At 44.0% G+C, this 13,249-nt stretch carries 8 protein-coding genes; 6 read left to right on the top strand and 2 right to left on the bottom strand.

The genetic code is table 11. From position 1 onward, the window contains the following. The first annotated feature begins 95 nt into the window (after nt 1–95). The 6 genes from glmS to D464_RS0103110 all read left to right on the top strand — a co-directional run bounded on the left by glmS (nt 96) and on the right by D464_RS0103110 (nt 9,620). Nucleotides 96–1,943, top strand: a complete 1,848-nt coding sequence (glmS, locus tag D464_RS0103135; protein ID WP_018910106.1) for a glutamine--fructose-6-phosphate transaminase (isomerizing) — start codon at nt 96–98, stop codon at nt 1,941–1,943. A 139-nt stretch (nt 1,944–2,082) separates the two neighbouring features. Further along, nucleotides 2,083–3,984, top strand: coding sequence for an amidophosphoribosyltransferase (locus D464_RS0103130; RefSeq protein WP_018910105.1), 1,902 nt, complete (start codon nt 2,083–2,085; stop codon nt 3,982–3,984). A gap of 141 nt (nt 3,985–4,125) precedes the next feature. Continuing rightward, nucleotides 4,126–5,202 carry a glutamine-hydrolyzing carbamoyl-phosphate synthase small subunit gene (gene carA, locus D464_RS0103125; protein ID WP_018910104.1) on the top strand — a complete coding sequence of 359 codons (1,077 nt, stop codon included), beginning with the start codon at nt 4,126–4,128 and terminating at the stop codon, nt 5,200–5,202. Continuing rightward, the gene (gene carB / locus D464_RS0103120) at nt 5,202–8,426 is read left to right on the top strand and encodes a carbamoyl-phosphate synthase (glutamine-hydrolyzing) large subunit (protein WP_018910103.1); all 3,225 of its coding nucleotides are present in this window, start codon (nt 5,202–5,204) and stop codon (nt 8,424–8,426) included. The genes carA and carB overlap by 1 nt, the downstream gene beginning before the upstream one ends. An 11-nt stretch (nt 8,427–8,437) precedes the next feature. Next, a complete protein-coding gene (locus D464_RS0103115; protein ID WP_018910102.1) occupies nt 8,438–9,022 on the top strand; it encodes a hypothetical protein in 585 nt (194 codons plus the stop codon). A gap of 4 nt (nt 9,023–9,026) precedes the next feature. Then, the gene (locus D464_RS0103110) at nt 9,027–9,620 is read left to right on the top strand and encodes a SanA/YdcF family protein (RefSeq protein ID WP_018910101.1); all 594 of its coding nucleotides are present in this window, start codon (nt 9,027–9,029) and stop codon (nt 9,618–9,620) included. Between the two features lie 362 nt (nt 9,621–9,982). Here D464_RS0103110 and D464_RS0103105 read toward each other — a convergent pair whose 3' ends face one another. Further along, entirely contained in the window at nt 9,983–10,723 is a 741-nt protein-coding gene (locus D464_RS0103105; protein ID WP_018910100.1) for a YebC/PmpR family DNA-binding transcriptional regulator, read from the bottom strand. 12 nt (nt 10,724–10,735) lie between these two features. Further along, nucleotides 10,736–13,204, bottom strand: coding sequence for a phenylalanine--tRNA ligase subunit beta (gene pheT / locus D464_RS0103100; RefSeq protein WP_018910099.1), 2,469 nt, complete (start codon nt 13,202–13,204; stop codon nt 10,736–10,738). Nucleotides 13,205–13,249: the final 45 nt, after the last annotated feature.

Genomic DNA, 13,249 nt, shown 5'->3' with positions numbered 1-13,249 from the left:
CATCCATATCTAGCCTAGTTTTGGGAGGAACTAGCTGAAAAGAAGTGGATGGGAGGGTGTTCTCATTTGTCATAAAAACAAAAGATTAAGGTAAAATGTGTGGTATTGTAGGATACATAGGGGCTAAGCGTGAGGCTTACCCAATATTGATAAAGGGCTTAAAACGCCTTGAATACAGAGGATATGATAGTGCAGGCGTAGCACTAATAGACGATAATGGCAACTTAGATGTTTATAAGACGAAAGGGAAAGTGGCTGACTTGGAAGAGTATTGTGCCGATAAGAACGTCACTGGTAACATTGGTATTGCTCACACGCGATGGGCAACTCATGGTGAGCCATCATCTGTGAATGCGCATCCGCATTATTCACAGTCGAAGAATCTGGCTATCATTCACAATGGAATCATTGAGAACTATGCAGAAATAAAGCATAACTTGATAGAGAAAGGAATACAATTTCAGTCAGAGACTGATACTGAAGTGTTAGTTCAACTGATTGACTATATACAGGAGAAGAAGGCAATTAGCCTCCTAGAAGCAGTGCAGCTGGCATTGCATCAAGTGATTGGTGCATACGCAATAGCCATCTTGGACAAGCGAAACCCCGATACTATCATTGCAGCAAGGAAGCAGAGTCCACTTGTAGTGGGCATTGGCGATGGTGAATTCTTCCTCGGTTCGGATGCAAGTCCAATAATCGAGTACACAGATAAAGTGGTCTATCTCGATGATGGGAACATTGCAGTAATGAAGCTAGGAGAGGAGTTGAAGGTCGTAAACATCCTCAACGAAGAGTTGTCACCAGAGGTTCGTACGGTTGATATCAACCTTGGACAGATTGAGAAGGGAGGCTACGACCACTTCATGCTAAAGGAGATCTTTGAGCAACCAGAGTGTTTAACGAACTGTATGCGTGGGCGAATTAATGTAGAACATGACCATGTTACGTTAAGTGCATTGATTGATTACCGTAGCAAACTACTTAATGCTAAGCGCATCATCATCGTTGCTTGTGGTACAAGTTGGCATGCAGGACTCATCGGAAAGCAGCTGATTGAGACATTCTGTAGGATTCCTGTAGAGGTTGAATACGCTAGTGAGTTCCGTTATCGCAACCCAGTAGTTAATGAGAATGACGTTGTTATCGCTATTTCTCAAAGTGGTGAGACAGCCGATACATTAGCAGCTGTGGAGCTGGCAAAGGCTAAGGGTGCTTTCATCTATGGTATTTGCAATGCCATCGGATCGAGCATCCCACGTGCAACAGATACAGGAACTTACATCCACGTAGGCCCTGAGATTGGTGTTGCTTCTACAAAGGCTTTTACAGGACAGGTCACTGTCTTGACCATGTTTGCACTCGCTTTAGCAAACGCCAAAGGCACTATTAAGCACGAAGAGTACGTGCAGACGGTGAAGGAACTGGCAGAGATTCCTAATATGATAAAGGAAGTGTTGAAGGCAAATGACCAAATCGCTGATATGGCACGCACCTTTACTTATGCTCGGAACTTCCTCTATTTGGGGCGTGGATTCAGTTATCCGGTAGCCTTGGAAGGGGCTTTAAAGCTCAAAGAGATATCTTACATTCATGCAGAAGGCTATCCCGCAGCAGAGATGAAACATGGACCTATTGCGTTGATAGACTCTGATATGCCTGTAGTAGCTATCGCAACGCAGAACGGGATGTATGAGAAAGTACGCAGCAACATACAAGAGATAAAGGCGAGACAAGGGCGAGTTATAGCCTTGGTAACCAAAGGTGACACTACTATCTCACATATTGCAGATGCTGTGATAGAGCTTCCTGAAACGATGGAATGCTTAGAGCCACTTGTAGCAACAATCCCACTGCAACTCTTAGCATACCATATTGCGGTTTGCAAAGGCAAAGATGTAGACCAACCTCGCAACTTGGCTAAGTCGGTTACAGTAGAATAGAACTCATCAAAATCACCATCATTAAGGATGCTCCACACAGCATCTAAGATGATGGGGATAGGCTAATAACAGGCGATGGGCATCTTAACAAGTTAGTTATCATTCAATAATTGCAAAAGAAAGACAATACATCTATATAATGGAAAAGAACATTCATGAAGATTGCGGAGTAGCAATGATAAGGTTGCTAAAGCCTTTAGAGTATTATCAGGAGAAGTATGGCACATGGATGTATGGGTTAAATAAACTCTATCTGATGATGGAGAAGCAGCATAACCGTGGGCAGGAAGGTGCTGGACTGTCGGCTGTTAAACTCGCATCAGAGCCTGGTAACGAATATATGTTTCGTGAGAGAGCAGAGGGAAAGAATGCTGTTACGGAGATATTCGCCGATGTTCACAAGCATTATAAAGGCTTATCACAGGAGCAATTAGCTGATGTCTCTTTTGCAAAAACAAGTCTTCCGTTCGCAGGAGAGCTTTATATGGGCCACCTCCGGTACTCAACTACTGGCAAGAGTGGTCTTTCTTATGTCCATCCCTTCCTACGTCGCAATAACTGGAAGGCTAAGAATCTTTGCATGTGTGGCAACTTCAATATGACAAACATTGAAGACATCTTTGAGAAACTGACTGATCAAGGACAGTGCCCACGCATCTATAGCGATACTTATCTTCTATTAGAACTCATGGGGCACAGGCTTGATCGTGAGGTTGAACGTAATTTCGTTGAAGCACAGAGACTTGGTCTGACAAAGCGAGACATCACAAATTATATTGAAGAAAATATACAAATAAGTAATGTCTTAAAGACTACCATGGAACATTTCGATGGTGGTTACGTCATTTGTGGACAAACGGGTTCGGGTGAGATGTTCGCTATCCGCGATCCTTGGGCTATACGTCCAGCGTTCTACTATAGGGACGATGAGATCGTAGCAGTAGCCAGTGAGCGACCCGTCTTACAGACTACTTTCGATCTAGAATGCGAAGACATACAAGAGTTGAAACCTGGTCAAGCAATCATAGTTAACAAACGGGGAGAATCCTTCCTACAACAGATTCTCGAGCCAAAGACCTATGCGGCTTGTTCATTTGAGCGCATTTACTTCTCCCGCGGATCGGACAGAGACATCTATAAAGAGCGTGAGAAACTTGGTCAACAACTGACTGAACGAGTTCTGGAAGCCGTCAATTATGATACCACTCATACGGTTCTCTCTTTCATTCCTAACACTGCCGAAGTAGCTTTCTATGGGCTTACTCATGGTATCAAAGAATGGATGGACAATCGAAAGGTTGAACAGATAGCAGCCTTAGGAAGCAACCCTTCAAAGGAAGATGTTCGACAGATTCTTAAGCAAGGAATACGTGCTGAGAAGGTAGCATGGAAGGATATCAAACTAAGAACATTCATTGCCGAGGGCAATTCACGTAATGATCTCGCCTCTCATGTGTACGATATTACATACGAGAGTATCGAACCCAACAAGGACAACTTGGTAATCATTGACGACTCAATCGTTCGAGGGACAACCCTCAAGGAGAGCATTCTTCACATCCTTGATCGCCTACACCCGAAGAAGATTGTCATAGTCTCCAGTGCCCCACAGATACGCTTCCCCGACTATTACGGCATAGACATGCCACGTCCAGAAGAGTTCTGTGTCTTCCGTGCAACGATTGAGTTAATACTGGAGCGAAAGATGGAGTATCTTCTTAATGAAGTCTACGAGGCTTGTAAGAAAGAGGTTGCTAAACCTAAGGGGGAAGTTATTAAGAATGCAGTAAAGGCTATCTACAAGCCTTTCACCATTGAGGAAATCAACCAGAAGATTGTTGAAATACTGCGTCCAGAGGGTATGACGACGCCCGTTGAACTGGTTTTCCAAAGTATAGAAGGGCTGCATAACGCCATTCCTAACCACCCCGGCGACTGGTATTTCACGGGTGACTACCCCACTCCAGGTGGTATGAGACTGGTCAACCAGAACTTCATCAACTATTATGAACACGAACATCTTAATCATCACATGAGCTAGACTCCAATAGATAGGGACGTACGGCTTGTGCGTCCAAGGCTTCTTTATGAATCGGTCGCACAACCCATAGGTCCCTATTTCATTGTTATAACACAGAAAAGAAACAAATAAAAACAATCAACCCAACAACACTAAGTAATAATGAGGAACGTAACTTTAGTCCTGAGTGACGGAACAAAATTCCATGGCAAGTCGTTTGGCTACGATGCACCAGTAGCCGGAGAGGTAGTCTTCAACACGGCTATGATGGGTTATCCAGAGAGCCTTACCGACCCTTCCTATGCTGGTCAACTGCTTACCATGACCTTTCCTTTGGTGGGAAACTATGGTGTGCCACCCTTCTCAATAGAGGCTAATGGCATCCCAACCTTTATGGAGAGCGACAAGATTTATGCGTCTGCTATCATCGTATCAGACTACACCGAGCAGTACTCCCATTGGAATGCTGTGGAGAGCCTAGGCGATTGGTTAAAGCGTGAACATGTACCTGGTATCACGGACATAGATACTCGTGAGTTAACCAAAGTACTGCGTGAACATGGCGTGATGATGGGTAAGATCCTCTTTGACGATGAACCTGATAACATCCCAGAAGCCAACTATGAAGGCGTAAACTTCGTTGACCTCGTATCCACGAAAGAGATTATTCACTATAACGAGGGTGCTGGCAAGAAGGTTATCCTTGTAGACTGTGGGGTCAAAGCAAACATCATTCGATCACTTGTCAATAGAGGAGTTGAGGTCATTCGAGTACCTTGGAACTATGATTACACATCGATGGACTACGATGGACTCTTCCTAGCGAATGGACCTGGAGACCCCGACATGTGCATCGAAGCCGTTAGTGTGATTCGTAAGCAGATGAGTATTAGTAAGAAGCCTATCTGTGGTATTTGCATGGGCAACCAATTGTTATCTAAGGCTGCCGGAGCAACTATCTATAAGTTGAAATATGGTCATCGTGGACACAACCAACCAGTTCGCATGGTTGGTACCAATAAGTGTTATATCACCTCCCAGAACCATGGTTACGCTGTTGATGCGTCTACTCTCGACAAGGATTGGACTGAACTTTTCGTCAACATGAACGATGGCAGCAATGAAGGCATACGTCACGTTGAGAATCCATGGTTTACTTCTCAATTCCATCCAGAGGCTTGCTCTGGTCCAGTGGATACATACTTTATGTTTGATAAATTCGTAGAAACACTAAGATAATGAAAGACGATTCAATTAAAAAAGTACTGCTTCTCGGATCGGGAGCATTGAAGATAGGCGAGGCTGGAGAGTTCGATTACTCTGGTTCGCAGGCGTTAAAAGCATTGCGAGAAGAAGGTGTTTCTACCGTTCTCATCAATCCGAACATTGCTACAGTGCAAACTTCTGAAGGCGTAGCAGACCAGATCTATTTCCTTCCTGTACAACCTTATTTTGTTGAAAGGGTGATTGAGAAGGAGCGCCCTGATGGCATTCTCTTGTCCTTCGGTGGGCAGACTGCATTAAACTGTGGTGTAGAATTAGAGCGAACGGGCGTACTAAAGAAATATAATGTACGAGTTCTTGGCACCCCCGTTGCAGCCATCATGAATACAGAAGACCGCGAACTCTTCGTCGAAAGACTTGATGAAATCGATGTAAAGACCATCAAGAGTGAGGCTTGCGAGGGTATAGTTCAAGCACGGAAAGCTGCTAAGACGCTTGGTTATCCAGTCATTGTGCGTGCAGCCTATGCACTCGGTGGACTTGGCAGTGGCTTTGCTGACAATGAAGAAGAGCTTAACACCTTATGCGAGAAAGCCTTTTCTTTCTCTCCACAAGTACTTGTTGAGAAGAGTCTCAAGGGCTGGAAAGAAATCGAATATGAGGTTGTTCGTGACCAATATGACAACTGTATCACAGTTTGTAACATGGAGAATTTCGATCCATTAGGCATCCACACGGGTGAATCTATCGTAATTGCTCCATCACAGACATTGACTAATAGCGAGTATCACAAGCTCCGCGAATTATCAATAAAGATAGTTCGTCACATCGGAATCATCGGTGAGTGTAACGTTCAATATGCCTTCGACCCACAGAGCGAGGATTATCGTGTCATCGAGGTAAACGCCCGTTTGTCTCGTTCGTCAGCTCTCGCAAGTAAGGCAACAGGCTATCCTTTGGCGTTCGTGGCAGCTAAATTGGGTATGGGCTATGGTCTCTTTGAATTGAAGAACTCTGTTACAAAAACGACATCTGCCTTCTTTGAGCCTGCACTCGACTATGTTGTCTGCAAGATACCACGCTGGGATTTAAGCAAATTCCGTGGTGTCGACAAGGAGTTGGGGTCAAGTATGAAGTCCGTCGGAGAGGTTATGGCGATTGGTCGTAACTTCGAGGAGGCTATCCAGAAGGGCTTACGAATGATAGGACAAGGCATGCACGGCTTTGTAGAAAACAAGGAGTTGCAGATTGAAGATATAGATGCTGCATTGCGCGAACCAACCGACAAGCGTGTATTCATCATCTCAAAGGCTATGCACAAGGGCTATACTGTTGATCAGATACACGATTTGACGAAGATTGACAAATGGTTCTTGAACAAGTTAAAGCATATCATTGACATTGACGAAGAGCTGAAACGCAAGAATATCAACACCCTCGACAAGCAGTTACTACGTGAGGCTAAGGTCTATGGATTCACTGATTTCCAAATAGCTCGTGCAGTAGGACTGGAAGAAGAGTGCCCTAATATGCACAAAGCAATGATGCTTGTAAGAAGATTGCGTAAGGGTTTTGGCATCCTTCCAGTCGTCAAACAGATTGACACACTGGCTGCCGAATATCCTGCACAGACCAACTACTTATACGTTACCTATGCAGGAGTAGCATCGGACGTAACGTTCTCCAACGATCGAAAGTCAGTCATTGTTCTGGGTTCAGGAGCCTATCGTATTGGTAGTTCTGTAGAGTTCGACTGGTGTGGAGTACAGGCATTGAACACCATTCGAAGACATGGGTATCGATCCGTCATGATCAATTACAACCCAGAGACGGTATCGACTGACTATGACATGTGCGACCGTCTTTACTTTGATGAACTGACGTTCGAACGTGTCATGGATATCATCGATGCCGAGACTCCTCATGGTGTTATCGTCTCAACGGGAGGTCAGATTCCGAACAACTTAGCTATGTATCTCGATGAAGAGAACGTGCCAATTCTGGGTACGGCAGCTAAGGACATCGACAATGCGGAAGACCGTGCTAAGTTCTCATCTATGCTTACCGAGAACGGAATTAACCAACCGGAATGGAGCGCACTAACGAGTATGGAGGATATAGACAAGTTCGTTGACCGTGTCGGATTCCCTGTTCTTGTACGCCCATCTTACGTTCTCTCGGGTGCAGCCATGAATGTTTGTTCTAACAAGGATGAGCTGACTCGATTCCTCCAGTTGGCTGCCAACGTCAGTGAAGACCATCCCGTTGTGGTGAGTAAGTTCATTGAGAACGCGAAAGAGATCGAAATGGATGCTGTCGCAAAGGATGGAGAAATCATGGCGTATGCCATCTCTGAGCACATAGAATTTGCTGGCGTCCACTCCGGGGACGCAACGATTCAGTTCCCACCGCAGAAGCTTTACGTTGAAACCGTGCGTCGTATCAAACGCATTAGCCGCCAGATTGCGAAGAAGCTACATATCAACGGACCATTCAACATACAGTATATGGCACGCGAGAACGATATCCTTGTCATCGAATGTAACCTACGCGCAAGTCGCTCATTCCCGTTCGTTAGTAAAGTGCTAAAGCTCAACTTCATCGATCTCGCTACTAAGATCATGCTCGGCGTACCTGTTGAAAAGCCTAACAAGAACCTCTTTGACCTTGATTATGTGGGCATAAAGGCTTCGCAGTTCTCCTTCAATCGATTGCAGAAAGCTGACCCTGTGCTCGGTGTTGACATGAGTTCAACGGGTGAAGTGGGCTGTCTTGGTGACGATTCTGCCACTGCCTTGCTGAAAAGTATGCTGTCTGTTGGACAGAGAATACCGAAGAAGACCATCCTTCTCTCTACAGGAGGTGCGAAGCAGAAAGCCGAGATGTTGGATGCAGCAAAGACCTTGAAGCAACACGGCTATGAGCTTTTTGCAACCGTGGGAACGTCTAAGTACCTCACAGAGAATGGTATTGAGAACACACTTGTGTACATGCCGTCTGATAAGGAACATTCGCCTCAAGCCTTGGACTTGCTCCATGAGAAGAAAATCGACATGGTTGTCAACATGCCGAAAGACTTAACTCCGCGCGAGCTAACCAATGGTTATAAGATCAGACGTGCCGCCATCGACCTCAATATACCATTGATTACGAACAGCCGATTGGCAAGTGCGTTCATCAATGCCTTCTGTAATGTCTCGCTTGACGACATCGACATCAAGGCGTGGGGTGAGTATTAGAATCAATAACAATGAGATTACAATCAATGATGCTGTTACCAGTTGCCTTTCTGACGCTGGTAACAGCAACAACTCTTACTTCCTGCACCTCGTGTTCATCGCGTGGTGTGGGGCATTATGATACCACTTTGGTTGACACAATGGTTGCTGTTAACCTTGACAGTACTAAGGGTGACGATGGCACATACGTGTCGGCTTGGACTTACCTGAACGATTCGGCACTGGCAACCATACAAAGTGCTCCGAACAAGAAGTCGCAGATTACGACCACTAACCGCATGACTATCCGAGTGAGGAGACTTGGGCGTCTGGGCTTGGAAGCCTGTATGATTCTCGGAGATGGCGAACAGTTCGCTGGTAATAGCTATGACAGTACGAACTATGTACGTGTTTATGCGCAAGGAGATGAGGTCGGGCGATTCACTTACAAATCCGGTATTAGCAAACAAACAGATTCTGCCTTTGTTCAAAACCCCGTCGCTTTCGTCAGTTACCTACGCAAGTATCGCTCGCTGAAGATTGAGACTACCACCTTTACCAGTGGTACAATGGTCTATTCCTTCGATGCTCTTGATGTATTAAAGAGCAGGAAATAACATTATGAAACGCAAAGTTATCTATACAGTTACAGCCCTTTTGGTCATCGTTGTAGCAATTATTGCAACGTGTAACATCATTGTTAATAACAATGCGAAGGGTCGTGTCTTCGATAATCCAGCGGAAGTACCTGCGATGAAAACGGCTGTCTTGCTCGGAACAAGTCCCAAGAGCCGTTACTCGGAAGGACCTAATCTGTTCTTCCAAGCACGTATCAATGCTGCTGTTGAGCTTTACAAGAATCATAAATACAAGCAGTTAATCATCAGCGGAGAGAAGCGCAAGGGATATGATGAGCCTTCCGCCATGAAGAAGAACCTCATTGTTAGAGGCATACCAGCCAACATTATCCACATGGATGGTAGTGGTCATCGCACCTTCTTATCGATGCGTAACATACAAGAAGAGTATCATGCAGACTCGATTATCATCATCTCTCAGAAGTGGCATAACCAACGATCAATTTACTTGGCAGACCATTTAGGCATATACGCAGTGGGCTATAACGCTGAAGATGTACATGACTTCTTTGCCCAACTGACGCATATCAGGGAACTACTTGCCCGTGTGAAGCTCTTTAAGGATGTGTTATTCTAAATGCCCAAGCCTTCCCTACTCGCCCTCCATGCGTGCAGGAATTTTACAGAAAATAGTTAAGGCTTAATGAAGAGAGGCTTTCTTCGATGCAAGGAAAGGCTCTCTTCATCATAAAGAAACGCCTCCGTTGATGTGAAGAAACGCCCTCTTTAAATGAGGAGAGGCATTTCCTTCTATATAATAGATTGTTAGGAACGAATTACCAGATGATAAAGAACAACTGCAACTGGCAATCTTAATCATTTAGCTTACTGATATTTGCATTTAAACTAACTATAAATATCATAATAATAAAAGAGGATATGCCCATAGACATATCCTCTTCTTTGGTATATTAGTATATTACCTATTAAAGAAGATGCTTATTCTTGCTCTTCTTCTGCAGGCTTCATATTAGTGTACACATTCTGTACATCGTCAAACTCTTCAAGTCTTTCAACCATCTTATCTATAGTTTCACGCTGTTCAGGAGTAACATCTTTCAAGTCGTTTGGTATACGTGTAAACTCTGCTGAAGTTATCTCGAAACCATTATCCTCTAAATGTTTCTGAATGTCACCGAAGCTAGTTGGCTCACCATAGATGGTAATCTCATTCTCTTCTTCATCCTCATCAAACTCATCATCAACTCCATAGTCAATCAAGTCGAGAATCAATTCTTCCATATCTAAGCCGTCCTTCTTTTTGAATGAGAAGACTGCTTTGTGATCGAAGAGGAAGCTCAAAGAACCTTGAGTACCCAAGTTACCATTGAACTTGTTGAATACTGAACGAACATCGGCAACGGTACGTGTGGTATTGTCGGTCAATGTGTCAACAAATACTGCAATACCATGAGGACCATAACCCTCGTATGGTACCTCCTTATAATCGCTTTGATCCTTACCCATTGCGTTCTTGATAGCTCGCTGGATATTATCCTTTGGCATATTCTCACGCTTACATGTAGCAATAATTGCACGAAGGCGAGGATTGTTTTCAGGCTCTGGTCCACCTGCCTTTACAGCAATAGCGATTTCCTTACCTAACTTTGTAAATGTGCGAGCCATGTGGCCCCATCTCTTGAGCTTAGTAGCTTTGCGATATTCAAATGCTCTACCCATTGGATTTTCTTATTAACGGAGTTCTGCTCCTAGTTTATTTGTTAAATTCTTAATTAATTTCTGCATGATAGCATCGATAGCCTTATCATTTAGCGTCTTTGTCTCGTCCTGAAGAATGAAGTTTACAGCATAGCTCTTCTTGCCTTCTGGCAAGTTCCTACCCTGATAAACATCAAAGAGTTCCACACGCTTCAACTGTTTCTTATCTGTCTGACGTGCTATCTCTTCTATCTGAGCAAACTCTACATTATTATCAACCAATAATGCAAGGTCGCGACTTACTGCAGGGTACTTAGAAATCTCGTGGAACTGCAACTTATTCTTGCGAGTTGCTTTCATCAAGCCAGTCCAATCAAGTTCTGCATAATAAACCTTCTGCTCTATATCAAAACTCTTCAGAACCTTATGATTAACGATTCCCATTTCTACCAATGCCTTGCCTGCACGTGTCTTCAAGACAAGTGCCTTATCGAAAGCATTATTGTCCGAATTAGTACAAACCAATAAACCTTGTGGTACACCTATACGGCGAAGGATATTTTCAACGTATGCCTTCAACTCATAGAAAGAACTATCCTCGTCTGGATGTGCCCATGATCCTTGAATATGTTTACCTGTTACCCATAAGGCAATGTGATGATCTTGTACGTAAGCCTTTACAGGGCTTTCTTCTGACCATTTCTCCTTAACGTACTTATAGACATTGCCCACCTCAAAGAAGCGGAGGTTCTGTGCCTTACGATTAACGTTACGAACAATGCTCTCCAAACCACCAAAGAGTAAGGTCTGACGCATTACCCCCAAGTCAGCTGATAGTGGATTCATCACCTTTACTGTTTCTTCCCAAGGATAAGCATTAAAACCAGTCTCCTCATAGTAAGAAGCCTTAGTCAAAGAGTTGTTCATAATCTCTAAGAAGCCCTCACCTACAAGCTGCTCACCAATGATATTCTCTTTATGGTACTCTTTATCAGCATCCTCTGCTATCGTCAATGAAGACTTCAATGTGGTTGGAATCTCTACATTATTGTATCCATAGATACGAAGTATATCCTCGACAACATCACAAGGACGCTGAACATCCACACGATAGGCTGGAACCAATAAATCTAAACCTTCTGCATCTTCCTTCACTAACTTCATCTCAAGACTTTCGGCAATTCGCTTAATAACATCATTGCCAAGTTTCTTACCAATGAGGCGATCACAATACTCGTAATTTAAACGAACTGGGAAGTCGGACATCTTTGTAGGATACTCATCACGAATCTCCATACTTATCTTACCTCCTGCCAATTCTTTACAAAGAATAGCAGCTTGCTTGAGTGCATAGATAACGCCATTTGGATCAATACCACGCTCGAAACGGAAGCTAGCATCAGTAGATAATCCATGACGTCGAGCACTCTTACGTATCCATGTTGGATGGAAGTAAGCACTCTCTAGTACCACATTACGAGTGGTCTCATAAGTACCACTACCCTTTCCGCCAAAGACACCTGCAATACACATCGGTTCTTCCTCATTACAAATGGCAAGGTCATGCTCACCTAGAATGTGCTCTTCACCATCAAGTGTAACGAACTTCTTTCCCTCGTTATTGTCTTTTACTATGATATGGTGACCCTTCACCATGTCTGCATCAAAGCAGTGCATTGGCTGACCATAGGCCATCATAATATAATTAGTAATGTCTACGATGTTATTGATGGGGCGCAGACCAATGACATTCAACTTATCTTTCAACCATTGTGGGCTTTCCTTAACCTCGCAATCAGTAATACTCAAACAAGCATAGCGACGGCATGCCTCGGGATTCTCAATAGTTACCTCAATTGGAAGATCATGATTATCAACTACAAAAGCATCACAATTAGGACGATGAAGCGATGTCTTATAGCCGTTCTGTGTGAGCCAAGCATAAAGATCACGAGCCACACCATAATGACTAAGAGCATCGGCACGGTTGGCAGTGATATCTATATCAATTAGCCAGTCGCTGTCCAAATGATAATACTCTGCAGCGGGCTGACCTACTGGTGCATCTTCTGGTAAAACTATTATTCCATCATGAGCTGTACCGACACCTATTTCATCTTCCGCACAGATCATGCCAAGACTTTCAACACCACGCAACTTACTCTTCTTAATTGTAAATTCCTTGTCGTCATCATAGAGCACGCAACCAAGATCAGCTACAATAACCTTCTGCCCTGCAGCTACATTTGGAGCACCACAAACAATTTGCTGTGGTTCCCCTTTGCCTAAGTCTACGGTTGTAACGTGAAGATGATCTGAATTAGGGTGCGCCTCACAAGTCAACACTTTACCAACAAAGAGACCCTTGAGTCCGCCACGTATCGTTTCAACCTCTTCCAATGCGTCAACTTCCAAACCAGTAGATGTCAGCGCGTCCGCCGTCTCCTGTGGAGTAAGGTCAAAGTCAACGTATTCCTTTAGCCATTTGTATGAAATCTTCATTATCTAGATATATTGTTTATTCCAAAAATACATGCAAAATTACTA

This window comes from Prevotella veroralis DSM 19559 = JCM 6290 (assembly GCF_000377625.1).
GTDB classification, from domain to species: Bacteria; Bacteroidota; Bacteroidia; order Bacteroidales; family Bacteroidaceae; genus Prevotella; species Prevotella veroralis.
Note: the sequence above shows the minus strand (reverse complement) of the source record. Positions and strands in the feature narration are given on the sequence as shown.

What these genes read in the sequence shown, in the direction of transcription:
- D464_RS0103115 (WP_018910102.1), top strand. Translation starts at nt 8,438, where the DNA reads ATGAGATTACAATCAATGATGCTGTTACCAGTTGCCTTTCTGACGCTG.
- carB (WP_018910103.1), top strand. Translation starts at nt 5,202, where the DNA reads ATGAAAGACGATTCAATTAAAAAAGTACTGCTTCTCGGATCGGGAGCA.
- carA (WP_018910104.1), top strand. Translation starts at nt 4,126, where the DNA reads ATGAGGAACGTAACTTTAGTCCTGAGTGACGGAACAAAATTCCATGGC.
- D464_RS0103130 (WP_018910105.1), top strand. Translation starts at nt 2,083, where the DNA reads ATGGAAAAGAACATTCATGAAGATTGCGGAGTAGCAATGATAAGGTTG.
- pheT (WP_018910099.1), bottom strand. Translation starts at nt 13,204, where the DNA reads ATGAAGATTTCATACAAATGGCTAAAGGAATACGTTGACTTTGACCTT.
- glmS (WP_018910106.1), top strand. Translation starts at nt 96, where the DNA reads ATGTGTGGTATTGTAGGATACATAGGGGCTAAGCGTGAGGCTTACCCA.
- D464_RS0103110 (WP_018910101.1), top strand. Translation starts at nt 9,027, where the DNA reads ATGAAACGCAAAGTTATCTATACAGTTACAGCCCTTTTGGTCATCGTT.
- D464_RS0103105 (WP_018910100.1), bottom strand. Translation starts at nt 10,723, where the DNA reads ATGGGTAGAGCATTTGAATATCGCAAAGCTACTAAGCTCAAGAGATGG.